This window comes from Caballeronia sp. NK8, assembly GCF_018408855.1.
In the GTDB taxonomy this organism is placed as follows: domain Bacteria; phylum Pseudomonadota; class Gammaproteobacteria; order Burkholderiales; family Burkholderiaceae; genus Caballeronia.
Map to the genome: position 1 here is coordinate 866,360 of NZ_AP024326.1, position 23,809 is coordinate 890,168.

Sequence of the window (23,809 nt, forward strand, 5' to 3'; positions counted from 1 at the left end):
TATCGACGTAGTTGATCGGGGCCATAACAAGCACTACAGGGCATCCGTGTACACCGATTGCGCCCTGTCAAGCTGTTTGCCCCTTTCCCTTTATAGCTGGGTGATTCCTCCGTCCGCGATCAGATCGATGCCTGTGCTGTAGCTGCTTTCATCGGAGGCGAGGAATAGCGCCGCCGCAGCCATCTCGTCAGCGCGGCCAATGCGGCCCAGCGGCGTGATCTGCTTGAACATTGCCCGTGCACCATCCGCCTCCTCCTTCGAATTGAACAGGCCGTCCACGATCGGTGTTTCGATCATGCCCGGACTCAGTGTGTTGGCGCGAATGCCACGATCTTTGAATTCCGACGCCCACGTCCGGGTGAACGAACGGATTGCCGCCTTCGTCGCCGCATAAACGCCGAAGTCCGCAAAACCCTTTATGTGCATCCCGGAAGCAACGACAACGATAGAGCCGCCGTCGCGCAACATCGGCAGCGCTTTTTGTACCGTGAAGAACGTACCCCGTGCGTTGATGTCGAAAGTCTTGTCGAAGCGTTCAGGTGTTACGGACTCCGTTGGCAAAGACGCGACGTATCCGGCACTTGCCACAATGATGTCCAAACCGCCTTTCTCGCGTTGCACCGTTTCGTAGAGGCGATTTAGGTCATCAAGGTCGGAGATGTCGCCCTGAACTGCTGTAACGTTCGAGCCGATGATCGCTCTCGCCTTATCTAGTTCTATTTGACGACGCCCCGTAATGAAGACATACGCGCCCTCCGCGACGAATCTCGTCGCGGTTGCGAGCCCGATTCCGCTACTTCCGCCAGTAATGACCGCAACCTTGCCCTGAAGCTTACCCATGGTGGTTCTCCTAGTACGTGGAAGTTGCTCAACACGATGCAGCTTGTGATCGCCAGCGTCGCGGCAAGCCGAGGCAAGAGGATGGGGTGCGCAAGAAAGGCTGAACAGAGGGCCCAGCGGCATAGCATGTATGCCGGGGAGGCATGATCGGCAGGGGTGGACGCCGATTTTACCGAGCTGCTGCCGTTTTACTCGCCCCCCATCTCGGTAATTGGCCATGTGGGACGCGGGCGTGAACTCGTTCGCTGAATGACCGTTCGGTGGCTTGCAACTGACCTTCGTATGGCGCTACGGGCGCTCGGACGAACGTCGCCTCATGGCCGAAGGACTAAACCGCTCGCGCGGTAGGGGCTACGGTCCGACGCTGGTGGTCAGGGAGAGGCCGGTCACCCGGCTTTATGTTGGCGAATGAGGCAATCCGCCTCGTTCTTCAACAGGAGCCGAATCATGACCTCCTTACCGACAAACGCCAGCCCACTGCGCCAGCGCATGATCGACGATATGCGCATGCGCCAGCTTGCCCCCAAGACGCAGGACATCTACCTGCACATCGTGCGTGAGTTCGCCCGTTTTCTCGGGCGCTCGCCTGACACGGCCACCGTCGAGGACCTGCGCCGCTACCAGCTCTATCTGGTCGACCACGGCACATCGGCCGTGTCGCTGAACCACGCGATCACCGGCCTGAAGTTCTTCTTCAAAGTCACGCTCGACCGGCCCGAGCTGATGGTCAGGATGCAACCGGTGCGCGTGCCCCGCATATTGCCCGTCGTGCTCAGCCCCGACGAAGTGCGGCGGCTCATCGAGGCCGCCGGTAACCTGAAGCACCAAACCGCGCTGTCGGTCGCGTACGGCGCGGGGCTACGCGCCAGCGAAGTGGTGGCGCTGAAGGTCACCGACGTCGACAGCGAGCGCATGACACTGCGTATCGAGCAGGGCAAGGGCCGCCGTGACCGCTACGCGATGCTCTCGCCGGTGCTGCTCGAACGTCTGCGTGTGTGGTGGCGCGTGGCCCGTGCGCAGGGCAAGATGCTCGATGGTGGGTGGCTGTTTCCCGGACTCGATCCGCTCGATCAGTTAAGCACGCGACAGTTCAACCGTGCCATTCATGCCGCCGCCGAGACTGCGAACATCGACAAACGTGTGTCCATGCACACGCTACGCCATAGCTTTGCGACACATCTCCTCGAACAGAAGGTGGATATCCGCGTGATCCAGGTGCTGCTCGGCCATGCAAAGCTCGAGAACACCGCGCTCTACGTCCAGGTGGCCACCGACCTGCTGCACGAGGTCACCAGTCCGCTGGACCGTCTGCCCTCAGAGTAGACCCGCGGGCTGTAACGCCTCATGCTGGAGGTTGCGGACATCTTCCGCAGCCACGGGCCAGCGTGGCGAGCCACGACACACTTGAGCCTGGGGCAGCTGAAGGTCATGTCGGCCATCGAACGGTGCCGCACGGCGGCACTGGGCGGACATGTGCTGCGCTGTTCAGGCTGCACAAGGACCGAGGTGTCCTTCAACTCGTGCCGAGACCGGCATTGCCCGAAGTGCCAGGCCAGCGCCGCACACCGCTGGCTAGAGGCGCGTCAGGCCGATCTGCTACCCGTCGAGTACTTCCACGTCGTCTTCACGCTGCCCGCGCAAATCAGCGCGATCGCCTGGTACAACAAGCGGGTCATCTACGGGCTGCTGTTCGACATCGCCGCCGACACGCTGCGCACGATCGCCGAGGATCCCAGGCATCTCGGCGCCCAGATCGGCGCCACGCTCGTACTGCACACTTGGGGATCGGCGCTCACGCATCACCCGCATGTGCACGGCATCGTCCCCCGTGGCGGGCTGTCGCCTGACGGTGAACGCTGGATCGCCTGCCGGCCCGGCTACTTCCTGCCCGTGCGCGTCCTCTCACGCCTGTTCCGACGCCGCTTCCTCGAGGCACTCCAGTCGGTTCACCACCGTGGCGACCTGCAGTTCTTCGGCGAGTACACCGGGCTCGCCGACCCCGCCACCTTTGCCCGATGGCTTGCGCCCCTACGTACTTGCGAATGGGTGGTCTACGCCAAGCGCCCGTTCGCCGGACCGAAGGCGGTGCTCGAGTACCTCTCACGCTACACGCACCGCGTCGCCATCTCCAACCAGCGCCTGGTCGCCGTCGATGAGCGTGGCGTGACGTTCCGCTGGAAGGACTACCGTGCGAAGGGACGCACCCGCTACAAGACCATGACCCTCGAAACCGGCGAATTCATGCGCCGCTTCCTGCTCCATGTGCTGCCCGGTGGTTTCCATCGGATCCGCCACTTCGGGCTGCTCGCCAACCCGGTGCGCCGCGCCAATCTCGCAAAGGTGCGCGAACTGCTGCACGTCGAACCCGAGATCAGCCCGTCGCCGGACGACGCCATCATCGAAACCCGCCCCGTCTTCATCTGTCGGCACTGCGGCGCACCGATGGTCGTCATCGAAATCCTCGCGCGCAGCGCCCCGATCCGCGCACCGCCAATGCGCCGGGATCCGACATGAACCCCACGGTTCCTCGACCTGCCTGTCGAACGTTGGCTCCGCGGCAACGCGGCCCAAGGATGGAAGCCTGCGCGTGTCGCTACGCGAAGCGCTTTGCCCGGCCGCCTCATCATCGCGAATGCACGACTAAACCACTTCGCTACGGCGTCAGCGTCCCTCCGGCACCCCGCCTGAGCGTGCCGCATCCGGCACCACTGACCATTCCGGTCTATCAATCGCCATAGCCGCGAACCCTCCAACCGCAGTGGGGCACTCCGCGGTTTCCTCCATCGGGCTTATTCGACGCCTGCCGACATGCGCGGCGGCACGCACATTTCTGCGGCCGATGGCAGGCATCGAATAAACCTTAACGGATCCGGCCGGTTCACAATCTACGGTGTCCCGGTCCCCGGTCAGTATGAAAGGCAACACCGCAAAAGGTGCCTGTCTAAATTCGACGGCTATCGCCTGATGTGCAGGCTGGACGCGGGGCGGGTCAAACTCATCACGCGCGGAGGCCACGACTGGACCGAGAAGATGCGCACGCTGGCGACCGCGATCGAGGATATGCCGGTCGATAAAGCGTGGCTGGACGGAGAGGTGGTCGTGCTCACCGAGACCGGCATTCCCGATTTCAACGCGCTGCAGAACGCGTTCGATCGGCGCAGCACGGCGCAACTGACATTTTTCGCGTTTGATATTCCGTTTCTCATCGGACGTGACTTGCGCGAGGTGCCGCTCTCGCAGCGCCGCGAGCTGCTCGGCGAGTTAATCGCTCAGACGTCGAGCGAGCGCGTGCGCTTCAGTGAGTCATTCACAGAGGATCCGGAATCGCTGCTCGCTTCGGCGTGCCGAATGCGGCTCGAAGGAATCATCGGTAAGCGTGCGGATGCTCCGTACTGCTCGGGTCGCTCGACCGATTGGATCAAGCTCTTATGAGCATTTTAGGGTGTCAATAGAGCCCTAAGCCCTTACAGAATAAGCCTTTTAGCGTATTGTCGTAGTAGCGGATGTAACTAATTTCGCCGAATATGGCCTTTTTATTTACGTTTTCCGCCCGGCGTAGCCGGGCTGCTCCTTTGCTTTTCTTTGCTTTTCCGTCCCGGAAGATATTTCTCATAGCTTTTGAGGGGGTGCAGGGGGCCAACGTAAGTTCTCCACAGGATCTGTCCTAGCCGCGCACGCCCGCGGCCACCGCGGAATAGTGAGCGTCTACCGGGTGTGATTTGATGTCAGCAGTCGCCGACCTTCCGCGGCCTCGATGACAGCCATTGGCCGCCGGCCAGCCGGCTCGCGTGGCGGCCACCCCATGTCAGGCAGAAGTCGGCCAATTGCCGCCGTTCAACGAGCGAGAGAACGTGTCGTTGGAGCGGCAGACTCACTCCGCAATCGGACATACGCGTGTCTCTCGGATACGCGCACGCTTCTCGCTTGGACGTGGCTCGGTCCAGGAAGGACGCCGTCGACGAATCAGCCCAGACAAGATTTGATCTGCCGACAAGCGAGGCTTTTCGAGCAACTGGGCAAGCTTAGCAGCCAGACGTTAGCCGCGTAGCCGTTGAGAATCTGGCGAAACTCCTACGGTGTGAACTCAGTCGCGACATCACCGGGCTACAGTTGCTTGTGAAAGAAAGTCGTTCCGCAGAGTCTGCCTTCAGGCGAAAACCCGCAGTTTGGAATCTCGCCGACCCGCTGCCAGCCCGCGCGCTCGTAAAGTCGCTCGGCATCACTGCCCGTCTCGGTATCGAGCACCAGCACTGATTTTGCAGCCTCGCGTGCGACTTCTTCGACTGCCGCCAGCAAGCTCGCGGCGACGCCCTGTTTTCTCGCGTCGCGACGCACCAGCATCTTCGAAATATCCGCGCGATGAGGCTGATTTTCGGGAAAGGAGATAATCAACTGCACAGTACCTACGACTCGACCGTCAAGATCGTCCGCAATCAGCAAGACTCGCTCGCCGCAAGCCACATTTTGCGCGGCACGCTCCCAGAAATCGATCGCCTTGTGCCTGGCAATCGGCAACATGAAGCTTACTGCCGCGCCGCCTTCAACGCAGTCTATCAGGATATCGACAAGAGGTTCGATATAAGCCTTGACTTCGTCCGCCGAGAGAATTTTCACGCGTGCTGCACCACTCATCATGGGCTCCAGGAATTTCTTCATTAGCAAGGCGACGAAGCGTGCGCCGCCGGGACTGCTCACGAACACTTTGCTTTCAAATGAAGCGACGCGGCGAGTAAGGCGCCGGATCGATGGACGGCTGTCTGGACGTAATGAGATCGGCCAGCATGCGCCCACTCGGCGGCGCCGCAGTCATCCCGTAGGTCCCATGCCCGAAGCAGAGCCAAAGGCCCGGCCGCTCGCCTGCTGCACCGATCGCCGGCAGGCTGTCCGGGGTCGACGGACGTTGACCGGTCCAGATTTGATGCGGCGCCTCGATGAGCGCGGGGAACAGTTCGCGTGCCTGCTGCAGAGCGTGCAACGCGCGCCGTTCGTTCGGCATGCCATCAACGCCGCCGAATTCGACGCTGCCCGCGATGCGCAGGCCGTCGAGCATCGGCGTCAGGCCGATCGCGCGACCGCGATGAATGAAGGGCACACCGATCTTCACCCGGTCGGTGTCGACCATCACGTGATAGCCGCGCTGGCTTTCCAGTGGAATGCGGATGCCGAGCGGCGCGAGGAGTTGCATGGACCATACGCCGCCCGCCACCACGACGTCGCGCGTGCGGTGATTGCCGGTCGAGGTGAGGATCAGCCATTCGCCGTTTTCGGGGATCAGCTTCAACACCTTTTCTCGATGAAACGTCCCGCCGTTCTCGACGATCCGTTCGGCGAGCGCGCGATTCAGTTCCGCCGGACTCACGGTATGCGCGTTGCCTTTCTTCAGTATGCCGAACTGAACCGATGCGTCGATCCCCGGATAAAGACGCTCGATGTCGGCGCGCGAGAGGGTCTCGACGTTCAGCCCGTAGCTCGCGGTCAACTGCCTTTCGACGTCGGCGGCCGAGCCTTGCGGTGGCACGTCGCTGAGAATCGCTTCGCCGTCTTCGCGAATGTAGCGGCGATAAAGCTCGTCGCCGAGCAGACGGCGCCATTCGATCAGCGCAGGCGCATGCAGTGCGTGCAGGCTCCTCGCGAGTGTTGTCATGCGGTCAACCTGGCCGGCTCGCAGCCATTGGATGAACCACGGCAACGCCTGTGGCGCATAGGTCGGATGGATGGCCAGCGGACCCAGCGGATCGCGCAGCCAGCCCGGCACCTTGCGCAGCATGCCTGGCTGCGCGCCCGGCATGAAGCTGTCCGGCGAGATGAAGCCGCCGTTGCCGAACGATGCGGCGCCTGGCGACGGCAACGGATCGACGATCGCGACTTTGCGTCCAAGCAATTGCAGACTGCGCGCCACCGACAGCCCGGCGACGCCGCCGCCGATCACCATCACTGTATCGACCATTGCAAAAAGCCCTGTTCCAAAGCTGTCGTTGTGGCCGTCAAGCCAGCAGCCGATCGAGAAACGATCGGGTTCTGTCCGTCTGCGGATTCGAAAAGATCTGCCCGGGCGGTCCGTCCTCGATAATGCGTCCGCCGTCCATCACAACTACGCGATCGGCGACTTCGCGCGCAAAGCCCATCTCGTGCGTGACGACCACCATCGTCATGCCGGACTTCGCGAGGTCCTGCATCACCTTCAGTACTTCGCCGACCAGTTCGGGATCGAGCGCCGAAGTCGGTTCGTCGAACAGCATGATCTTCGGCTGCATCGTCAGCGCCCGCGCGATGGCCACGCGCTGCTGCTGGCCACCCGACAATTGCGACGGATAGTGCTGCGCCTTGTCGGCGAGACCGACTCGCTCCAGCAGCGTGAGCGCGTCTTTCTCGACGCTCGCCTTCGTGCGCTTCAACACGACCTGCGGCGCGAGGCACAGGTTTTCGAGCGCGGTCATGTGCGGAAAAAGATCGAAATGCTGGAACACCATGCCGATGTCGCGACGCCGCAGACATACTTCGCTCGGCTTGAGCTCGTAGATCCGGTTGCCGTCCTGGCGATAACCCACCAGTTCCCCATCGACGAAAAGCCGTCCGGCATTCACATGTTCGAGGTGGTTCATGCAACGCAGCAGCGTCGACTTGCCTGAGCCGGACGGGCCGATGATGCAGACCACCTCGCCCTGATGGACGCGCAGGTTGATGCCGCTCAGCACTTCGAAGGCGCCGTAATGCTTGCCGACCTCGCGTGCCTCGACCATCACCTTGCGACGCTGCGCAGCGGCGTCGGTGCCTGGAATCGCATTCATCATTTCTCCTTCTTCATCACTTTCACCGACTTGTTCAGACGCTTCTCGATCCGGCTCTGGACCAGCGTCAGCACGGTCGTGATCGCGCCGTACCAGATCACCGCCACCATCAGCAGGGGAATCTGCTCGAAGGTGCGCGCGTAGATCACCTGCACGGTCGTGAGCAGTTCGGTGTAGGCGATCACGCTGACGAGCGAAGTCGCCTTGACCATCGAGATCACTTCGTTGCTGAGCGGCGGGATCACCACGCGCATCGCCTGCGGAAAGATGATGTGACGCATCGCGCGCAACGGCGTCATGCCGAGCGCAAGCGCCGCGCGGCTCTGTCCTGCTGACACCGACAGGATCCCCGATCGCACGATCTCCGAGACATACGCGGCCTGCGCGAGACCGAGGCCGATCACGGCCGCCGCCATCTGGGTGACGACCTTGTTGGTGGCGATCAGCTTGATTGACGGGCCGAACGGAATGCCGATGGACAAGGTCGGCACCAGCGCAGAGAAGAAGTAGATGAAGAGGATCATCACGAGCGGTGGAATGCCACGGAAGATCCATGTAAAGCCGGCGCTCGACCACGACAGCAGCGGATTCTCGGATAACCGCATGATCGCCAGCAGGATCCCCAGACCGATGCCGACGATCTCTGCAAGCACCGTCAGTAACAGCGTATTGCCGACGCCCGCCAGAATCGGCGCGCTGAACAGATAGTCGAGCACGGTGCGCCATTCCCAGCGCGGATTGGTGATCAGCAGATCGGCGATCGAGAGCAGAACGAACAGCATCAGGGCCGCGCACAGCCAGCGGCCCGGATGGCGCAGAGGCACGACCGTGAACTCTTCCGGCGGCGACGTCTGCGGGCGCGCGTCAGGCGGCATGTTCGGCGGCACTTCGGCGGCGCGTGCTCCCGCGCCATACGTTGATTGATTTCCCATGATGGCGGTGCGCGTCAGAGCCACGCGTCGTTGATGCTGATCTTGTCGGTTCGCGTATCGCCTTGTCCCCACTTGTCGAGGATCTGCCGATATTTGCCATTGGTCTGCAGTTGCTCGAGCGCCGCCTTGACGGCGTCACGCACCTGCGTGTTCTGTTTGCCGACCGCATAACCGAGCAACGCGATGATGCGCATGTCGCCGACCTGTTCAAGCGCGTTCGGATACTGCTTGACCGCGTACGCGACCTGAGCGGTGTCGCCGGACCATACGTCGGCGCGGCCCGAGCGCAACGCCAGCACGGCGCCGGATGCATCGGTGAAAGTCTGGATGTCGAGCGCGCTGCCCTGTGTCTTGCATTTGGCCTGCTGCGCCGACAGTTCGCGTTCCTGGAAGGTGCCGCGCACCGCCGCGACGGTCTTGCCGCACAGGCTGGCCAGATTCTTGATGCCCGCGCCGCTGCCCTTTGGCGCCGCCATGCCGACACCCGCTTTCACGTAGTCGACAAAATCGACTTGCGACTGGCGCGCTTTCAGATCGCCGATCGAACCGACCGCGAGATCCGCGCGGCCCGCGGCGATCGACGGAATCAGGCTGTCGAAGGTGCCGGACGTGAGCTCGAGCTTCAGGCCGAGTGCATCGGCGACCGCCTGCGTCAGATCGATTTCCATGCCTTCGAGCGTACGTGCGTCCTTGCCCGCATAGATCATCGGGGGACTATTCGGCGACGCGATCACGCGCAGCGTGCCGGCCTCGCGAATCGATTGCGGCAGCGTTTTCGTCAGCGCGGTATCCGCGTGCGCGGACATCGCGACGGCTTGACTCAGCGCGACCATCAGCGCTTGCATGACGAGCTTCGAGCACCACTTCATGGCATTTCTCTCCTTTCGATCCGCAAAGTTTTGCGCGCCTGACGGCCGCGCCGAACTCAGCCCAGGTTCGCGTTGACGACGATTTCGATCCGCATGCCTTCCAGCATCAGTTGCTTGACGACGACCGTCGCGCGCGCGGGGTACGGATCGGCGAAAGTCTCGGCCCAGATCGCGTGCATCGGCGCCCAGTCGGCGGGGTCGGTCAGATAGACCTGCACCAGCATCACGTCGGCGAGCGTGCCGCCGGCCACCTGCATTGCGCGGTCGAGTTTGTGAAATACCTGGCGCACCTGCGCCTCGATGCCGCCGTCGACCAGCTTGCCGGTCGCGCTGTCAGTCGGGGTCTGCACGGTCAGGACCTGGCCGCCTTTGCGGACCACACCGGAGATCGGGTGACCAGGACGTTTCGGACCGACGTCGATGCTTTCGAACATGTTGTCTCCGTAAGTTATTCTTTAGCGCATAGGGTCAAGCGTTGATCAATCTGCGCGTAATCCCTTATGAATCATGGATCGGTGGGTGAGTAAGCGCACCTTATCACTCCGATTTTTTCGGCGGAACTGCGATTTTCGTTATGCTTGCATGCGTTTTGTTATAGGGGGTGGACTTGAAGCGTGGGCAATTGCAGTTGAAGCACGTGGCGGCTTTTCGCGCGGTGATCACCGGCGGCAGCGCCTCGGCGGCAGCGCGCGCGCTGGGCCTGTCGCAGCCCGCGGTCAGCAAGATCATTGCGCAGGCGGAGGACTATACGGGCATCCGCCTGTTCGACCGGCAGCTCGGACGGCTGATCCCGACGCCGCTGGCCTACCAGCTGTACAACGAGACCAACGTGCTGTTCTCGACCATCGATCACATCGATCAGATCGTCTCGCGCGTGATCAACAGCGAAGTGCAGCCGATTGCCCTCGGCTCGGTGCCGCTGATCGCGGTGTCGCTGCTGCCGAAGGTGCTGCCCGACTGGCAACGCCGCACCGGGCGGTCGATTCTGATCTACACCTATGACACGCCGAATCTGCTGAACGTCCTGGCGACGCGGCGACTGGAGATAGGCGTCGCGGTCGGGGGTCAGCCGAGTCACGGGCTCGAGACTGCTGCGCTGATCCGCAGCCCGATCTACTGTGCGGTGCCGAAGGACCATCCGCTCGCGCAAAGGCCGCTGATCCGCGCGAGCGATCTGGATGGCGTCGATTACGTCAGTCTCTCGCGAGTCGAGAGTGCGCAGGCGGGCATCGACCGAATGTTCCTGGTCGAGAACGCGCGGCCCAACGAAGTGATGCAGGCGCCGCTGATGGCGGCAGCGATCCGGATGGCCGAGGAGGGCGTCGGTGTGACCCTCACTGACGTTTTCGGAATGGACGTCGCCCGACGCGATCGGCTGGTGTACCGCCGCTTTGAACCGGCAATCTTCTTCGACTACTTTGCGGTGTGGCCCAAGAATCGAGAAGCGGATTTCGATCGCGACGAGCTGATCGCGCTATTGCGAAAGGCCGCAAAGGCCATGCTCGAGGATGCTGAGAAACTCGTCGATAAGATTTGACAAACGTTTCTCATCCCGATACCAGGATTACATCTGTCACGCGCTGCACGTCTTTCTGTGAAGTGCAGTCTTCGATGAGACGGACGCTCGAGATCACCTGCTTCGACGAGGCCGGCAGGCACTCTAGAAGTTTGCGGCGATTCGCCGAGTCGAGTTGGAGCGAGTGCCGCTTGCTGAGCGCTCAGCATCTTTCACAGGCAGCAATAAGGCAAGAGCTGGCCGTTCGAGATGCGGGTGCACGACCGACTGCTCTGGGTCGCCATGAGGCATTGGGCGACGTTGCGCGTAGCACGAGCACATCGTTGAAAGGCAACAGTCCGTGGATTTGGAAGGCAACAGATGTTTGAGACAGCCTTGGGAGACACGCCTTTGAATGGCAACACCCGTCGAGGTGCCTACTTATACTTTATTTCGTAGACCCAGTCGCCGCTCGCGGGAGGTCGGCGCGCGAGCGTGGCCAGTTGAGGAGCGATAGACTCCGGCAATGGCTCATCAGCGATGCGCCCGCCACCGCGCGAGGAGCGCCTTTCATCTTTTGCCCGGCTCATGGAAGATTTTGACTTGCGCTTTCGGACAGAGTTGCGCGGCCAGATTCAGCGCCTCTTGCTCGTGAGCCACGATCGTGACGAACGTGCCGCCCGAACGGCTAGCATCAGGAAATTCGACGCGCCAACCAGCACCTTCGTTGGGCCGAATGACGACTTCGTTCGCCGGGTCATCACTGATGGTCATGGCGTGATACCTCGTCAAAGAATTTTGCGATGCAGTGCAAACTCCTTGCCCGAACCTGTCAGCGGCCAGCCGTTCTTAGAAATTCTCTTCTATCCACGCTTTCGCCCAGCAAATGGCCCGTTCATGCGCCGCGCCCTCAGTGTCGAAGTGGCCAATATCGGAAAAATGAAATATCTGCCCATCCGCGCCGTCTTCGGTCGGCTTGCGCTCGACCTCACACCAGCAATGCCAGTGAAAGCCGACCTTCTTTGGAAGCGAATCAATTGTCCACTCGTGATGCTCGAACTTCAAGCGCAGACCTCCCCTCTATCCTGTTGGAACGCCCGCTCATGATCGTCATTGTCACGCAGAAACGCGCGGCTTACGAGGCTGTCGTAGCGGGCGCGTTCTGTCGTCACGATCGCCCGCAACATTTTCGCGAAAGCACCGGGGCCGGGGAGGTTGTCGACGATTACTCGCGCCGTGCGCAGCGAGATCTGTTGAATGCTTGAATCGCCAAATTCGGTGTCGAGCTGGAAGACGAAGCGATGAATCTCAACCGGCGATTCGGGAGGGGAAGGCTCGTGCGAGATGATTATGGCTTTCATATGCGCTCTTTAGCTGGACGCCGCAAAGCCAGCAGCAATCGCCGAGCCCGAGCATAGTCTCTGTCCAAAGTGCCCCAATGCCCTCCCTATCAGCCCCTCAAAACGTGCGATGCTGAGCATTGCGACAACCACCATTGGGGACGCTGATGAACCCGATATTCGACCAAAAGACGCGAGACGGAGAAATCGCTCGTGCGCTGAATCTCGCGCTGCACACTTTCAGCGTGTTCTCCGGCATAGAGGCCACGATAGAAGGCGAGCGCCTTCGACTGGACTTCGCTCGCGAAAGCGCGGCGATGATGCACGCGCTGCGGCTGCTTGGGGTGCAGCCGGGCGAAACACTACCCGCGCCGAACTTCGACGATTTTGACCTCGAAAAAAAAACGTCCCAGGGTTTTAGCCTGGGACGTGTTGAAAAGCATGATGTGCAGCTACGCCGCTTCTGCAAAGAGACTCAACTGCGTCGCGTCATAGGCCAATAGTGCCTGATGCGCTTCGTCGCCGATCGAGTTCTCGATCAGGTGTGCGTCGAGCTCTGCCGGTGTCAGGTTCAAGCGTTGCGCCAGCCGCGCGAAGTACTGCCCGCGCTTGGCCATGTCCTGATACCGCTGGGCCATGCCGGTCGGCAGCTTCACGATGCCCTCGTTTAGCCAGAAATGCGCTGAAGCAATCGCGTCGCGATGCTGCGTGTCCAGCATGAAGGCGGTTTCGTAGGTGCATGTGACGAAAAGGCATGCCGCTTCCGCATCCACCTCGAACTGCGAGGCTTCGTCGAAGTAGACGGTCTGCTCACCGCCAGTCGTCCTCGCATATCGCCCGGGCCGACCCGGATGCCGGTACGGATTCCACTGTTCAGCATCGAACGAGCGCAATCCCGTTGAAGGCGCCTCCTTGTCGTACCGACCGACTGGATACCAGCCGTGCAGAACGATATCCGGCTTCGGAAGCGACTCGAGCGTTGGAATCGGGTAGCGACGCCCCAACACATTGACGTCATGCCAGACCGACAGTGCCGGGAACGCATGCGGCGCGTAGTGATGCATCGATAAAAAGAAGTCGATGGCCACCAACTGCTGCGGCGTCACGAACTCGAACTGCGGCTCACACAGCAGCCGGTTTTCTTCCGTATCGGGAATTAAGCCAGTCGCCAGTGCCCCGGAGTGCGCTTCGGCGCGGTCGCGCTCAGCCGCGTCAATACTGCAGAGCATTTTCAGTAGACCAACACGCGTGAGGTAGCTGTACGTGTCTGCCTGGATGCGCGTGTAGCCCGCATCGCTCAGCGAACGACCCACCAACTCCCGGCGCGACATGTCCCACTGGATCGCGAGCAGATAGTTGCGGAAGTCGTTCAGCGGTCGAAGATGCCCATATTGCTCATCCTCGATCATGGCCTCAAGCGACTTGTCGCGATCGCCGCTGACACAACATATGGCGCAGCCAAAACGGCTTCCACAGGAAGCCCTCGCGCCCGAGTCGCCCACCACGACACCACACGTTCCACCGTTCCCTGCGCGATAAATCTCGGACAGGCGGTGTATCGTGCGGGGCATCAATGGCGATGGAAACGGCAGGCTTTGAGCATCCGCCAGCAGCGCGAGCATCGTCCACACATCATCGGACGTCCATTCGCTCAACGGGCTGAGGGTCAGCGCCCCGGTTCTGCTTCGGACCGCAACTTCGGCGCTGTCGCGCCGGTCGGTCATTGCTACCGCCCGCGAGGTGCTTTCGTCCCTGCGCAGCCCCAACACCGTTATAACTTCGCGGGCACCGTCATCTGCCGCCCGGCGTTGAAGCAGTGTTCGAAGCCGACCTCCCGGCCGTACTTTCCACTCGTCCGCGCACGCCCTGGTCCGTCTACCGTCACGCACGCCATTCTCAGGTGTGCGTACCAACGTGCCACGTCCAATCGTCGACACTACAAACTGGCTTGCCAACGAAGGCGTCGTCACATGAACCTGTACGGGCAACACCGACGCTTCGATATACAGCTGCAGCTCGTCCAAAACTGAGTGCAAGAAGTTTGCAATTGTCGGATTCTCGATCGTAGTGTCGACCGACTGGACATGGTGGGTGATCATCGTGCCGCCGGCACGGCGAATCGCCTCAAGCATTAACACCAGAGTACACGTGTTGTCCTTGCCGCCCGAGTAGGCGCAGCTCAGACTATGCCCAAGTTCGATGTATCGCTGCATGACGCTGATGGCAGCTTCCATCTTCGAGAGAATTTCTTGTTCCATCTTTTCGCTCCGAAAAAAAGGAGCGGCCCTTTCGGGATGCGCTCCCAAAGGGTTGAAAGGGTCATGGTCTAAGTCAGATCGAAAGGTCAGCCGTCGCGCGTTGCGCTTCTTCAAGGCCGTCGTGCGCTGCGGCGAACATGTCGGCTTGACGCGTTGCGCGATCCAGCCGAGGAAGCGTCTTCGCATACCGGCTCACGCTGGTACCGTCGAAACTATCCGCACCGGCGGCCGCACAAATGCGAATGCGCCGCGCCGAGCTCACGCGGCCGACGTGCAGGTAGCAGTGACGCCGTCGCGCGAGGGACCCACACACGTGCGCCGTCTGTTCTTTCCACTCCGTTGAACCGCCGATGAAGATGCCGACAGCAGGCGACAGAAGCGAGGCGAGGTCTTCGACCTGCATACCGTTCTGAACGGCGATCAGCATCCGGCACGGCATCCCGCGAAGTCGTTCCAGCCACTTTAGCGAGTAGTCGAGGGACGCCATGCCGCCCATGACGATGTCCGGAAGGACAAGCCAATCGGCCCGCTCGCCGAGTCGTTCGACGGCGACCGCAAACGCGTGCTCATCGAAGGGCTGACCCTGCTGGTACGCGGTCCAAGCGCCGTTGTCCAACGCAGAGCGATCGAAGCCCTCGGTACGCAACTCGCCCTTTGCCGAGACCAACAAGCGCCAGTCGGCGCCCTTGAGTGCGGCCAGGTTGCGGCGGGTGCCCGTGCGGCTCGCGTAACCGATGAGCGGCTGCCGATGCATTGCGATCCGCTCTTCGATTTCCGGGTCATCGTCAGCAGACCCGTCGACTACGTAGTACTCGGCGTAGGACATGAACGCTTGCGCATAGCCGGTCTTCTGGCCACTGGCGTATTGCTCCAGCCACGGCGGCGTCATTGGCGCACCCCGTTTTGGGGTTGCACTCTGCCGCCGATGATCAGGAAGACCTTCGTATCGACGTTCCGGACCCACGGGCGAACTTCGCCCGCGTGCGTCGCGGTGCCGGCGATGTAACCAATCGCCGCTTCAAGGTTGGCGAACTGCTCCGGCGATGCGCCCAGCTTCGCTGCTTCAAACATGAAAACACTCCACAGAAAGAACGCGGAGCGACCCTAGCGGGCCGCTTGCCCGCAAGGGTTGACAAAAGAAATTGGACGGCGTTTCGCGCCGCTTACTCGATCAGCTTGACGCTTTGCCACCAGCGACCGCCCGAGGGCAAGTCTCTGACGAAAGAGAACGCGTCCGCTTCTTTGCGCGTGAGCTCAATCACCCCGCCCTTCAATAGGGCCGCCTGGAGATAGATGACATTCGCAAGGGCGAGCGCGCCGTGCTTTTCGGCGATGCCGGTGAGCGTTTCGACGGCATCGAAGAGTTCGGCATGAAACTGCTTGGCGTCAGCGGCGAGACGAAGCGATACATCCGCTTCGCCGATTGCGCCCAATACCGCATCGCACTGAGCTTGCGGGTCGTCCGGTCCGTACTGCTCGGGTTTGATCCAGTTTCGGATCACCATGTCGTTCAGTACGTCGTCAACGAAATCAGTGCAGGAATAGGCCATGGAAGGCTCCAGTCAAGAAGTGGAACAGAATGAGCCGGTGTTAGATGCGACGCAGACGGCCGTTATCGAACGCGGACGCGCGACGCAGGTCCGGCGGCCGCGGCGGTTTCGATTGCGCAGTGGCCGGTGCGGCTTGCTGCGCTGGCGGCTCGTGACGCATCGCGTTCGAATGAGACGGACTGCCGGCTGCGGCGAGCAGCAGCATCAAAAGGTTTGCCATAGTGGATAGCGCCGAAGGGCGCGAGAAAATGAAAGAGGAGCGAGAAGCGCCCCTCGTGGGGGGCGACTCCCCACAAGGGCTAATAAAGATCAGGCGGCAAGCGCCTGTACGTCGATGACTGCGTCGGCCTCTGCAACAAGGTCGGGCGTCTGAGAGATAAAGAACTCCCGTTGATATCCGCCTTGGCGCAGCACTTCGCGCTTCATTCGCATGAACTGCACTTTGCGCTCGGGATCGAGTGGGCCGTCTGACTCGTCGCTGAACAAGGTCTGATACGGCTGACCGGTGTTCTGCGCGAGATAGAGCGCGATGCCCCGCGTGAGGCACTCGTTGATCCAGACCTTCTGACCGCCGGACATGACGGAGACCGACTTGCTGCTGTCGGACTCGGCGTCGTGAACCAGAATCTCGAAGCCCTCACGCAGTTCGCCGCTTGCGAGCGTGCGCTGCGTGCGGATCTCAACGGTGAAGCGCATGCCGTAGCACGCGAGCAATAGCTCGTTGACGGTGTGCGTCAGCGCTGGACCCGCGTCATCGATGGTCAACGCGATCACGCCGTCGTTGCCCAAGCCCTTAGCCAGCAGCTTCCAATGAGCAATCTCGTCGGAGAGGCGATCGACACGCGACTGCGTGGCCGTGAACTTCTCCAACTCCAGCGCCAGGGCTTCCGCTTCGGCCTGCAACACACTCTGCGCGCGGATCGATTGCTCGATTCGACCATCCAGTGCCGCGACGGTCTCCCGGTTCGCTGCGATGTCGCGGTCAAGCTTCGCAATCGCTGCCGTAGCGTCGACGGAAGCGAGTCGCCCGACCTCCTCGGTAATGCGCGCAAGCTCCGCTTCCATACGCGTCTTCTCAGACTGGAACTTGGCGGTACGTGCGGCACTTTCCTCGGCGATCGAACGCAACTCAGCTTGCGCCGCTTCAAGTCCCGACACGGCTGCATCGAGCAATGGCTTAGTGGCGGCAAGCTCTGCCGCCGCCTGCAAGGCGCGGCGCAACTGCGCGGCCGCATCGGTGATGGCGAGCATCTCAACACGCTTCGCCGCCAATTCAGCCGGCACCAGCGCCAAGGCTTCGGCCTTCGCTTTCTTCTCGCGATATTCCGCCCGAAGATTCGCCACCGAAAGACGCTGCACCTCCGCTTGCTCTTTTGCTTGAAAGGCTTGCGCGAGCAGCGGACATTGCGCATGCATCGAATGACCGACGCACGGCACCTGCTCCGCCACCGCTGCCTGCTTGCTCAACGTGTCGAAGTGCGCGGCTTTCGTCGTGCCCTGGTTCATCAAGCTGGTAAGCGTTGCATCGAGCGTCGTCAACGTCGCGCGTTTGACCTCCAAATCGGCAATGTCGCGCTGCAGGGGAGCAAACCTCGCTTCCTCGCGCGCAATCGCCAACTCGGCCTCCTCGCGCTTCGCCGCCGCACCGAGGATCGCCTCGCGGCGAGCCAGCGTTGCTTGGTGCGTGGCCACGGTTCGACTCAGCACGGAAACGCGCTGCTGACAACGAAGCGCCGCTGCCTGCTCGTCGTCGGCCGCGCTTTTCAGGGCACGCCCCAACTCGTCGCGGCGCACGCCCAGTTCTCGCAGGCGCGCCTCAGTTGTGGCCGATTCGCTTTGCTTCGCCGCAAGCGTCGCCCGTTCTTGAGTCAGCTTGCTCGCGTGCTCCAGCGCGGCGTCGCGTTGCTCCCGAGCGGCACGCAAGGTGTTGCCCTGCGCGACGATCGACTGCTCAGCGTCTGCTTTACGTTGCCGCTTTCCGGCGAGCGCGCCAAGCTCAGACTGGATGCCTTCGAGCGACTTGCTGAGCACTTTCGCGACCTCACCGGCTTTCGCCGACAATGCCTTCAGGTGGTCGATGCCAAGGAGTTCAGCCAGCAGCGTCTTGATCTCGCCCGCACCGTAGGACGCGAGCGGCCGCCGGTTCTGAGCCGAAAACACGCTCGTAAAGAACGTTTCCAACGAACCGTTGATCGCCTCGACACAGCGGTTATACGACTCCGCCTTGCCGTCCGACACCGTTCCGTCAGGCAGCGACACCGGGCGCCACGTACCGTCGACGCCACGATAGGCAAGGTAATACTCAGCCTTGCCGGTCTTGCCGGGCTTGCGAAACGTGAAGGACGAGCGATAGCGAATGCCATCGTGCTCCCATACAAGTTCCTTCAACGCACTGGTGCCACAGATGTGATCCCAGTACGAGAAGGCGTCGACCGACAGCTTCGAAGCACGCGACGGCATGATCGGATACGGGTGTAGGTTATCCATGATCGTTGTCTTGCCCGCCCCGTTGGGGCCGGTCAAGGCGATCAGGCCATCCGGCAACGTCTCCAGATTGAGCGTCACGCTGTCGCGCTTCATGCCATCGCGCACGCCAACGAAGCCTTCAAGCGTCAGTTTCAGAGGCCGCATGACAGATCCTCCGGCGCGCTCATCGACGCCGACATAGCAGCCATCTGCGCATAGAAAGCGTCGTCGTCCTCGTTGGGAAACGGCTCGTTCATCACGACCGACGGCACAGACTGCACCGCTGCTTTGGGCGCTTGAAGCGTCCCGTCTAGTGCGGCCGCCACTTTGTCGCAGACTCTGCCGAACTCGCGACGCGCGTTCGTCAGGAGCTCGGACCAACCGCTATGCCCGGTGAGGCTGCGGATCTCGGCAGGAGACCACTGGCTTGCATACCCTTCCTGATACGACCACAGAAGGTGCTGCATCTCAACCGTCGGCGTGACAGCAACCTCGCACGCGCCGGGCGTCGTGGCGAGCAGCAACAGCGTCTGACCGATCTGCGCCAACACTGCGCCGCGGTGTTGGCCGAAGGGCTGATGCTGAATCGCCGGGGTGAACCCAGCGAAATCGACCAACGACTTTTGAAGGTCACGCGATGAGCAGTCGCCCAACGCAAAGGTGCGAACCCAGTTCGGGCCAGCGGGATAAAGACCAAACATGATGCACTCCGTTATGGTGGACGGAATGCGGCCCCGGTAGGGATCGCTCCCCGCCAGGGTGAAAGAAGAAATGAACTGCTAGAGAAAGGTCCTGCCACTACGAATCGATGCGTCAAAGACGCGGTGAAACCTCTGTTTCGATAGCGACGATCAAAATCGGCTATCGGAACACGGCTTGCGTGTTCAAGCAAAGGAGTCATACTGGCCTCCCCTGCATGCGCGGCTACCTACGCCGCAAACAAATCATCGTTGAGCCACGAAAGCTGATCTGCCGAAGCCGACTCGACGATTTCCACCGTCGCATCGGGCATTGGTAGTGCTTCGTCGTTATCGACGTCACTCGGACGCTCTTGGACAGCCACCGGCGTAGCCTCGGACTTGCTCGACAATGCGGGCAGTCCGTCAGTTGCGAACGGATGCGCCCCCTCGGCGTCGCTCAGTCGCGCCAGCACGCCAGCGGCGATTGCCTCCGCGTCCCCCGTTTCCAGCAACTGCAGCCGGTCAAGCAAGGGCGCCGGACCAACATCAGCGTGCTCGCACCACCGCTCGAGCTTTCGGTCAATCGACGTTTCAAGGCTGATGCCTTGAGCGCGTGACCGGACGACGGGAAGAATGCGGGCTTCGACCTTCAGCTCGGCCGCGTTGCCGAACAGCGCCGCGATCGCGTCGCGGTCCACTGACTGTTTGTGCTCTTCGTCGACCTGCCAACGAATTCGCACGAACTTGTCGGTCGCATCGAGCGCGATTGCCGTCAGGCGTTGCATGTCGGGCGGTCCGTCAAAGTCGACGCAGATCGTCTGCCGGGACGGCGTCACGACCAGATCGGCTTGCGCGCTTCCCACCTCGACATTCCACATGAGGAAGCCCTTGTCGCCTTCCTCACCGTAGTGGAATCGCCCGATCGAACCGGGATACGCCACGACGCGCCCCGCTCGCTTCCACTGCTGGGCTTTATGGATGTGCCCAAGCATGAAGGCATCGCATTCGGCCTCGAACAGACTGCCAAGCGAAAATTCGTGGTCGAATCCCGCCATCGTCACGCCGTGCTCGGTCGTACAACCGTTGACCGTGCCGTGGGAGACCCCGACAGTTCGAATTCCCGCGGCTCGAAGCTGCTGGTTGATGCGCCCTGCCGCGGCAAGATAATCACCTAGCACGGCTTCAAGACCCGTCCCGGCTTCCCTGGCACCAACGGCAGCCGCCAGTTGCCCCTTGTTGACCGTAGGCAAGCAGGTGAACACGACATCGGCGCCGATCGCGAGCACCTCGCGTAGCTCCTCGTCGGAGTACACCGGGCCGCTCGATGGATAGAACCTCCCTTCATGTACGCTCACCTGCTGGACACGTTCCGCCACATAGATCTGATGCCTCGTTGCCATTAGTTCGAAATTGCGTAGCGTGCCCGGCGGCTCATGGGAGAACGTGCCCTGCAGCATCAAGACCGGCATGCTGCCGCTCAGGCCGTTGATGCGCCGCGCTAGCCGGTTCAACGAAGGGGCATGGGCGTCGAGACGATGGTCCGTCGCGTCGCCCGAGATCACCGCAACATCGGCGTGTGCGAGAACCGCGTGGTCGGTGGCAAAGCCAAAGCATCGGTCCGATTCTTCGAGGTTTCCCGGCGCGTAGTGCAAGTCAGAAAAATGAGCGATTTTCAAAGTCGCCTCCTAGAAATGAAAATGGCCACCCGAAGGCAGCCAATGGATGTCGAATGCGCCACGAGGGCGCGTTCGAAAGGTCATTAGGAACTGAGCGTGTCGCGAACTTTCATCAGTGCTTGGCCAAGGAGGTTCTGGCCACGCCACTTCGATTTGTCAGTGATGTCAGGATGGTGCGCGCCTAAGCCCACGCCCCAGATCAGATCGTAGGGACTGGCTTCGACAAGTTCGGTCGGTGCCGTTGCGAGCAACAGCGTCCATAGCCCCGGATCCTGCGCGAACTTCTCCCGGCACCCGACATAGACGATCGACTCGCGCTTGGCCTTCCACGTTTCGAGGTCGAAGTTTTTGACCTTGCGGCCGAGGGCTTTTTGTTCCTTGGGCAGATGCGTGGCGAGCACAGCCTGAGCGATGTCCTCGTCGCCAAACAGCTTGGCTTTGGAGAACATCATGAACTGCTCGACGCTGACAAAATCGACGTCGTGATACGAAAAGCGGCACGGATGCCAGTTGCTAAAAGCGTCCTCCGCGCCGAAGAACAGCGTGAAGTTGCCGACTCTACGCATCGGAATCTCCTTCGCGTGAACAAGTAGATGGGCCGCCGAAGCGGACAAATTCGATGCGCAGGTGCAGCGCGGTCGAAAACATTTGAGCATGCGGTCCTTGCTGAAATGCTCTCATGCGCGAGCGTAGAAGAAGGGATGCCAGCCCCCATTCGGGGACTGGCCAAGGTTAGACGTATGCAGCTTGTGCGATCGCGTCCTGAATTTCGACGTCAAGCGAGGCGGGATCATCGAGCGCGTTCTTAAGACGTGCATTCATCGCATCGACATCAGCGATGCGTTCGATCCAGCCGCGACCGTACGTCTGGTGCGCGTACTTGCGAAAGCCGTTCTGTCGCTCCGGCTGACTTAGGCCCAGACGATGCAGCAGGTCGGACATACGCTGACGCTTGTCCTCCAGCGTCTCATCGGGGTCGGGCGAGTCGTCGTCATGACCACCTGCGCCGTCGATGCCCGATGGCGCTCCATCGCCTGCCCGTTCGGCCTCAGATTGCTCCTGCTCGGGCTGAAGGGCCGGTTCGACAATCGACTGTACCGTCCCGTCTGACTCCAACAGCGCCACCGCACGACTGGCAGCATCGAGCGCCGGTTGAGCCTCGTCCGCGCCGTCCAACAGCGCGCCTAGGTCGATATCGGCATCGAGCACCGTCAACATCTGCTTCTGACGCACGGCCTGGCCATTGTCGTCAATCCGCGTGATGTCAAACTCTTTCTTCGAAAGCCAGAAGCGCGTACCGGTGAGCCTGCCACGCGCCAATGCCACGGTCTGCATCGCAGAATACGCTTTCTGCAGCACGTAGATGGAGTTGGTCGGCAGCTCGATCAGCCCGAGTCCCTTCACGTCCGGAACTGCAAACAAGAAGTTTGCGATCAGGTTGCACTTGCGGTCCTGATACTGCGGACAGACGTGAGGATCACAGACGCCATCGGGAATGTCGTCGTCTTGCCGGTGAACGACCAGTCGCCCACCGAAGGATCGTCGCGCCCGCTGTGCGCGTGCGTTACGCTCGACCGGCGCGTAAGTCTTGCAATAGCGTTTGCCGTCGCGGTCGTACTCCGAGAAGTACTGTCGCCCGGTTGTCGTGTACGCGGCCATCTGATTCGGCACATTGCGCAGCCAGTCGTCGAACGCGAACATGATCGGGAAGCGGTATAGCCGCAACCCGTGACCGCGATCTTCGCCATACAGCCGCAGGATCTCGTCCGCCGTGTCGGGATTCGAGAAATCCGAGCGTCTGCAGACGAAGTAGTCGACGTTGCGCGGAATGAGCGCGTTGCGCAGCTTCAGCGACGTTTCGAGCACCTTGCCGATCGCTTCGAACGACTCACCCGCGGCCACCATGTCGTTATAGAGCTTGACCGCTTTTTCGTTGGCTTGATGCGCCCGCGTGAGCACCTTGATACCGGGTCGAATCTTGCCGATCGTGGGCGGGCGAATAGCTCGTTCTTCAACGAGACTACGCGGCGCGTGATCGAACATCTGAACTACTGCATTCATGATGGTTTCCTCGCGAGAAAGAAGATGGCGTTGGTCCGCAGCGTTTCGGCCTGAGATTGCATCTCTCGGGCTGCCGCACTGCCGCGACGTTCGCTGACATGGGAAATGAAGACAGAGCGCTCTGCGTCGCTGAACATCGCGACTCGAGCTACTTCGCACCGCTCACGCCACACAGGGGACGTAGTGTCCGCCTGCTCGCGCTCGGTATTGATTTGATGCTTGATGGCCTCGGCGATACGCTGATTGAGGCGGTCGGGCAATAGCATGGAACAGCACCTCCGTTGAGAAAGGTCCGGCTCGCGCAAAAGCGACGGACGAAAAAAAAGCCCGCTCCCGTGAGGGAGCGAGCTTCGTGAAATCGATATAGAGACCTGCACGCCACGTCCCTTCCGGGGACGTGGCGTGCAGGGAGCGGCCGGCATAAGCCGGGGTCGCTCGATCAGAGAACGTAAAGTCGTTCTCGCGCAGCATGGTCACGCCGCGCAACAGCCCTTTTCGGAATTACTTCCGCCGCAGGAATCACGGATCAGCCAACTTCGATCGTTCTACCCAGATCAGGCTCTGGAGAGAGAACACCCGAAAACCCGGGTTCGAACGATGTACCGGCGCAAATGAATGCGGCTCAGGGTACGAGTATCACGGCTGAAATTGGGGAGTGTGTAGCGAGCACACTCAGCACAAGGAAGATTTCCACACCGGTAGCTATCCGGTCGGCGCATGCCAACGCACGGGGCGGGCACGACTTGCAGAAAAAAGATGGACTCCGGGCTTGGAGTCGAGGTCGATGCGTCGGCGACGCGGGGAATGGAGTTGAGTATCCGGGTTAATGACGTGCGCGTGCGCTTGAAAGCTCA

26 protein-coding genes are annotated in these 23,809 nt (G+C 61.3%); 5 read left to right on the top strand and 21 right to left on the bottom strand.

All coding sequences use genetic code 11. The features are described from left to right. Positions 1–90: 90 nt before the first annotated feature. Complete coding sequence (locus NK8_RS36875) at positions 91–840, bottom strand: SDR family NAD(P)-dependent oxidoreductase (protein ID WP_213233542.1); 750 nt, start codon at positions 838–840, stop codon at positions 91–93. Between the two features lie 447 nt (positions 841–1,287). Here NK8_RS36875 and NK8_RS36880 point away from each other — a divergent pair, with 447 nt between their 5' ends. The 3 genes from NK8_RS36880 to NK8_RS36890 all read left to right on the top strand — a co-directional run bounded on the left by NK8_RS36880 (position 1,288) and on the right by NK8_RS36890 (position 4,272). Next, positions 1,288–2,163 carry a site-specific integrase gene (locus NK8_RS36880; RefSeq protein WP_213233543.1) on the top strand — a complete coding sequence of 292 codons (876 nt, stop codon included), beginning with the start codon at positions 1,288–1,290 and terminating at the stop codon, positions 2,161–2,163. 21 nt (positions 2,164–2,184) lie between these two features. Continuing rightward, positions 2,185–3,354: an IS91 family transposase gene (locus tag NK8_RS36885; RefSeq protein WP_213233544.1), complete on the top strand. Its 1,170-nt coding sequence runs from the start codon at positions 2,185–2,187 to the stop codon at positions 3,352–3,354. Between the two features lie 294 nt (positions 3,355–3,648). Then, positions 3,649–4,272 carry a hypothetical protein gene (locus tag NK8_RS36890; RefSeq protein ID WP_225936571.1) on the top strand — a complete coding sequence of 208 codons (624 nt, stop codon included), beginning with the start codon at positions 3,649–3,651 and terminating at the stop codon, positions 4,270–4,272. A 672-nt stretch (positions 4,273–4,944) separates the two neighbouring features. Here NK8_RS36890 and NK8_RS36895 read toward each other — a convergent pair. From NK8_RS36895 to NK8_RS36920, 6 genes are read right to left on the bottom strand one after another with little or no spacing between them, the layout of a single operon-like run. Continuing rightward, positions 4,945–5,535, bottom strand: a complete 591-nt coding sequence (locus tag NK8_RS36895; RefSeq protein WP_367657827.1) for an N-acetyltransferase family protein — start codon at positions 5,533–5,535, stop codon at positions 4,945–4,947. Positions 5,536–5,548: 13 nt separating this feature from the next. Next, positions 5,549–6,787: an FAD-binding oxidoreductase gene (locus tag NK8_RS36900; protein ID WP_213233545.1), complete on the bottom strand. Its 1,239-nt coding sequence runs from the start codon at positions 6,785–6,787 to the stop codon at positions 5,549–5,551. Positions 6,788–6,824: 37 nt separating this feature from the next. Further along, the gene (locus tag NK8_RS36905; protein WP_213234037.1) at positions 6,825–7,580 is read right to left on the bottom strand and encodes an amino acid ABC transporter ATP-binding protein; all 756 of its coding nucleotides are present in this window, start codon (positions 7,578–7,580) and stop codon (positions 6,825–6,827) included. A 47-nt stretch (positions 7,581–7,627) separates the two neighbouring features. Next, entirely contained in the window at positions 7,628–8,560 is a 933-nt protein-coding gene (locus NK8_RS36910) for an amino acid ABC transporter permease (protein ID WP_213233546.1), read from the bottom strand. A 14-nt stretch (positions 8,561–8,574) separates the two neighbouring features. Beyond that, positions 8,575–9,429 (bottom strand): ABC transporter substrate-binding protein, encoded by an 855-nt coding sequence (locus NK8_RS36915; RefSeq protein WP_213233547.1) that lies wholly within the window; start codon positions 9,427–9,429, stop codon positions 8,575–8,577. Between the two features lie 56 nt (positions 9,430–9,485). Next, positions 9,486–9,863 (bottom strand): RidA family protein, encoded by a 378-nt coding sequence (locus NK8_RS36920; RefSeq protein WP_213233548.1) that lies wholly within the window; start codon positions 9,861–9,863, stop codon positions 9,486–9,488. 173 nt (positions 9,864–10,036) lie between these two features. Between NK8_RS36920 and NK8_RS36925 the strand changes: the two genes are divergently transcribed. Beyond that, complete coding sequence (locus tag NK8_RS36925) at positions 10,037–10,966, top strand: LysR family transcriptional regulator (RefSeq protein WP_213233549.1); 930 nt, start codon at positions 10,037–10,039, stop codon at positions 10,964–10,966. A gap of 528 nt (positions 10,967–11,494) precedes the next feature. Here NK8_RS36925 and NK8_RS36930 read toward each other — a convergent pair. The 3 genes from NK8_RS36930 to NK8_RS36940 form a co-directional block, all read right to left on the bottom strand. Then, positions 11,495–11,698 carry a hypothetical protein gene (locus NK8_RS36930; RefSeq protein ID WP_213233550.1) on the bottom strand — a complete coding sequence of 68 codons (204 nt, stop codon included), beginning with the start codon at positions 11,696–11,698 and terminating at the stop codon, positions 11,495–11,497. 75 nt (positions 11,699–11,773) lie between these two features. Next, complete coding sequence (locus NK8_RS36935; RefSeq protein ID WP_213233551.1) at positions 11,774–11,989, bottom strand: hypothetical protein; 216 nt, start codon at positions 11,987–11,989, stop codon at positions 11,774–11,776. Beyond that, positions 11,986–12,285, bottom strand: a complete 300-nt coding sequence (locus NK8_RS36940; RefSeq protein ID WP_213233552.1) for a hypothetical protein — start codon at positions 12,283–12,285, stop codon at positions 11,986–11,988. The genes NK8_RS36935 and NK8_RS36940 overlap by 4 nt, the downstream gene beginning before the upstream one ends. A 146-nt stretch (positions 12,286–12,431) precedes the next feature. On the opposite strand from NK8_RS36940, the gene NK8_RS36945 reads away from it, so the two are divergent. Further along, the gene (locus NK8_RS36945; protein ID WP_213233553.1) at positions 12,432–12,767 is read left to right on the top strand and encodes a hypothetical protein; all 336 of its coding nucleotides are present in this window, start codon (positions 12,432–12,434) and stop codon (positions 12,765–12,767) included. Here the strand turns inward: NK8_RS36945 and NK8_RS36950 are convergent. The 11 genes from NK8_RS36950 to NK8_RS37000 all read right to left on the bottom strand — a co-directional run bounded on the left by NK8_RS36950 (position 12,717) and on the right by NK8_RS37000 (position 23,221). Then, positions 12,717–14,522 carry a phosphoadenosine phosphosulfate reductase family protein gene (locus tag NK8_RS36950; RefSeq protein ID WP_213233554.1) on the bottom strand — a complete coding sequence of 602 codons (1,806 nt, stop codon included), beginning with the start codon at positions 14,520–14,522 and terminating at the stop codon, positions 12,717–12,719. The two genes, NK8_RS36945 and NK8_RS36950, sit on opposite strands and share 51 nt — an antisense overlap. Positions 14,523–14,595: 73 nt before the next feature. Then, on the bottom strand, positions 14,596–15,411 hold the full coding sequence (locus tag NK8_RS36955) for a hypothetical protein (RefSeq protein ID WP_213233555.1): 816 nt from the start codon (positions 15,409–15,411) through the stop codon (positions 14,596–14,598). Next, the gene (locus NK8_RS36960; RefSeq protein WP_008343260.1) at positions 15,408–15,593 is read right to left on the bottom strand and encodes a hypothetical protein; all 186 of its coding nucleotides are present in this window, start codon (positions 15,591–15,593) and stop codon (positions 15,408–15,410) included. The genes NK8_RS36955 and NK8_RS36960 overlap by 4 nt, the downstream gene beginning before the upstream one ends. 92 nt (positions 15,594–15,685) lie before the next feature. Then, positions 15,686–16,072, bottom strand: coding sequence for a hypothetical protein (locus tag NK8_RS36965; RefSeq protein ID WP_213233556.1), 387 nt, complete (start codon positions 16,070–16,072; stop codon positions 15,686–15,688). A 40-nt stretch (positions 16,073–16,112) separates the two neighbouring features. Then, entirely contained in the window at positions 16,113–16,292 is a 180-nt protein-coding gene (locus NK8_RS36970; RefSeq protein WP_213233557.1) for a hypothetical protein, read from the bottom strand. Positions 16,293–16,381: 89 nt separating this feature from the next. Beyond that, positions 16,382–18,703 carry an SMC family ATPase gene (locus NK8_RS36975; RefSeq protein WP_213234038.1) on the bottom strand — a complete coding sequence of 774 codons (2,322 nt, stop codon included), beginning with the start codon at positions 18,701–18,703 and terminating at the stop codon, positions 16,382–16,384. Continuing rightward, the gene (locus NK8_RS36980; protein WP_213233558.1) at positions 18,691–19,239 is read right to left on the bottom strand and encodes a hypothetical protein; all 549 of its coding nucleotides are present in this window, start codon (positions 19,237–19,239) and stop codon (positions 18,691–18,693) included. Before NK8_RS36980 ends, NK8_RS36975 begins: the two co-directional genes overlap by 13 nt. A 227-nt stretch (positions 19,240–19,466) precedes the next feature. After that, positions 19,467–20,894: a metallophosphatase family protein gene (locus tag NK8_RS36985; protein WP_213233559.1), complete on the bottom strand. Its 1,428-nt coding sequence runs from the start codon at positions 20,892–20,894 to the stop codon at positions 19,467–19,469. An 83-nt stretch (positions 20,895–20,977) separates the two neighbouring features. Continuing rightward, a complete protein-coding gene (locus tag NK8_RS36990) occupies positions 20,978–21,460 on the bottom strand; it encodes an NADAR family protein (protein ID WP_213234039.1) in 483 nt (160 codons plus the stop codon). Positions 21,461–21,626: 166 nt separating this feature from the next. Beyond that, positions 21,627–22,955: a hypothetical protein gene (locus NK8_RS36995; RefSeq protein ID WP_213233560.1), complete on the bottom strand. Its 1,329-nt coding sequence runs from the start codon at positions 22,953–22,955 to the stop codon at positions 21,627–21,629. Next, the gene (locus NK8_RS37000; protein WP_213233561.1) at positions 22,952–23,221 is read right to left on the bottom strand and encodes a hypothetical protein; all 270 of its coding nucleotides are present in this window, start codon (positions 23,219–23,221) and stop codon (positions 22,952–22,954) included. The genes NK8_RS36995 and NK8_RS37000 overlap by 4 nt, the downstream gene beginning before the upstream one ends. Between the last annotated feature and the right edge of the window lie 588 nt (positions 23,222–23,809).